Source organism: Bacteriovorax sp. DB6_IX (assembly GCF_000447775.1).
In the GTDB taxonomy this organism is placed as follows: domain Bacteria; phylum Bdellovibrionota; class Bacteriovoracia; order Bacteriovoracales; family Bacteriovoracaceae; genus Halobacteriovorax_A.
Genome location: NZ_AUNJ01000280.1, coordinates 1 through 2,314, shown reverse-complemented (window position 1 = coordinate 2,314; position 2,314 = coordinate 1). Strand labels below are relative to the sequence as shown.

At 38.3% G+C, this 2,314-nt stretch carries 4 protein-coding genes; all 4 read right to left on the bottom strand.

Annotation, left to right across the window (positions count from 1 at the left end; all coding sequences use genetic code 11):
• Positions 1-594, bottom strand: a 594-nt coding sequence (locus tag M901_RS08140; RefSeq protein WP_021277710.1) for a hypothetical protein, incomplete at its 3' end; no start/stop codon positions are given.
• A 59-nt stretch (positions 595-653) separates the two neighbouring features.
• A complete protein-coding gene (gene truB / locus M901_RS08135; protein ID WP_021277708.1) occupies positions 654-1,637 on the bottom strand; it encodes a tRNA pseudouridine(55) synthase TruB in 984 nt (327 codons plus the stop codon).
• A 9-nt stretch (positions 1,638-1,646) separates the two neighbouring features.
• Complete coding sequence (rbfA, locus tag M901_RS08130; protein WP_021277709.1) at positions 1,647-2,003, bottom strand: 30S ribosome-binding factor RbfA; 357 nt, start codon at positions 2,001-2,003, stop codon at positions 1,647-1,649.
• 20 nt (positions 2,004-2,023) lie between these two features.
• Positions 2,024-2,314 (bottom strand): elongation factor Tu domain 2 (locus M901_RS08125; RefSeq protein ID WP_021277711.1); only part of this gene is annotated, 291 nt, incomplete at its 5' end.

Below are 2,314 nucleotides of genomic sequence, written 5' to 3'. Positions count from 1 at the left end.
TTGGTTCGAGTCAATTGTTAGGTCCTTTGGCTGATCACTTTCAGGGAGTGCATCTGCAATGAAAGTCTTAGTTACTGTTGTATAAACTGGCTTTGTCTTAACATAACCATATTTCTCATTAAATTGTGCAGCCGTTTGAGTAGCAGCTCTATATGTTTCAAGAAACTTTCTATTCTGCATCTTAAAGAAGTGAGTTACACCATCTTTTTGAGACATGATTTCAATTTCAAGAGTTGAGTTATCAAGTCCTTCAGCATTTAAGATTTCTTTGAAACCTGGCCCAAAGTCTACATCAGCACCAAAGTCAGAATCTTTTGCAGCAAATTCTGCTGTAACGTCAACCTGAGAAGGTGATCCAAATGGGTTGAAGAGTCTTAATTTAACTCTATCAAATTTTGCAGGTTCTCTAGCATTATTCCATCTAAAACCAAAAGCAAAACCGTTTTCACCTTTTTCAGATTTTAGAATATCTAACTTTGGTCTCCCAAATAGGAAGTGGAAAGCTCCTGATAGTAAGCTTAAAACACCTAAGTTAATCACTAAACCAGCTACAACTAGACAAGCAATTCCCATTGCAATGAGTGTTGTATTCACATTGTCTCCTTGGAATATTTATTTAATTCAATATCAATATGCCCATATATTAGCATGTTTTACTCCACTACGTCTTGTGATTTTTTTAAAGAATTTCGAATAGTTAAATCAATTTTCATTGATGCAGGCGGCTGAAAATTCACCTCTGACAACAATTTTCCACTCTCAATTCTTCCAAGTCCCAAAATCGTAGTCTTGTGGCTCACCCAGTAGGTCCCATCTAAGGCCTCATAATCAAATTTTAGGCCATTTGTATAGCGCTTCGCTAGCTCCTCATCGAGTTCAAGCGAGTCAAACTTTACAAGGGTATTTATTGCTTGAGCATTTTTCTCTAAGAAATCATCTGCTTGCTCAAAATTTGTTGGCCAAGCTTCAATGGCAACAGAATTCTCTCTGTGATGATGACCAACTTTTGTTCGTATAAGATCCTTTAAAACTCCACAAGTACCTAACTTTGCGGCCAAATCTTCAAATAGAACACGAATATAGGTCCCAGAAGACACACTCACTCTAAATGTTGCGAGTGTCCCATCATACTCGAGAAGCTCGATATCGTAGATCTCCCTTTCGACAGGATCTTTGACTATCTCGACTCCCTGACGGGCCCATTCATAAAGGGCCTTGCCTTCAAATTTGGTGGCCGAATACTGATGCGGAACTTGTTGATACTTACCTACAAAACTCTTAAGGGCCTTTTCAACATCAGCCCTATCAAGCTGAGAATAAGCAGCATCTGTGTAGACTTGATCTTCTTCAACCGTCAAATCACCTGTGGGAGATTTCTTTCCAAAAATACCAGTCGCAATATATTCCTTGGGTAGATCCTGACTCCATTGATTTAAACGAGTCGCAGGACCGATTCCGATAAGGAGTACACCTTGAGCAAAAGGATCCAATGTCCCAAAGTGCCCAATCTTTCCAATAGCAAAAGGAAGGTTTCGTTGAAGTTTACGAATAACGTCGAAAGACGTCATGTCCTTAGGTTTATTTATGTTAAAATAAAAAGGCCCATAAGCAGGGCCCTTATATCTACGTTTTCCCATTTTTACTCACTAAAAATCGCGACCACTATCTTTCTCATCTTGGAGAATCTTATCAATCGCATTAGCATCTTCAAATTGTGAATCGTACTTTGCTGCAAGAGCAGGAGTATGACGAACTTGTAATGTCTTTGCCAGATGACTCCTAATTTTACCTAGAGAGCCTTCGATCGCCTTCTTAACATCACCCTTAGTAGAAGGATCAAAAGTATCCCAATACAATGTGGCCAATGCAAAGTCAGAAGACATTTCTACTTTCGTAATACTGACAAATGAAAGTGCTCTATTATCAAGCCCCTGTCTTAAGAATGTATTCACTTCATTCTTAATTTGCTGCTCATATTGCTCTTTCTTATTATACTTTGCCAAAACTATCTCCTACTCTCGTATTAAAGAGTTGTCTCGTTAGTAGTAACGTCTTCAAGTGTTCTCTTCTTTTCGATCATCTTATAGGCCTCGAAAAGATCTCCAACTCTAACATCGTTAAAGTTCTCTAGACCAACACCACACTCGTATCCGTTATTAACTTTCTTAACATCGTCTTTGAACCTCTTAAGAGATGACATCTTACCATCAAAGATAATTTTTCCATCTCTAAGTAGACGTACATTACATCCAACTTCAATTGATCCATCGATAACATATGAACCAGCAATAAGACCGATCTTAGGTACAGAGAA

Excerpts from the sequence above, each read along its gene's own strand:
- truB (WP_021277708.1), bottom strand. The coding sequence starts at position 1,637 with ATGGGAAAACGTAGATATAAGGGCCCTGCTTATGGGCCTTTTTATTTT.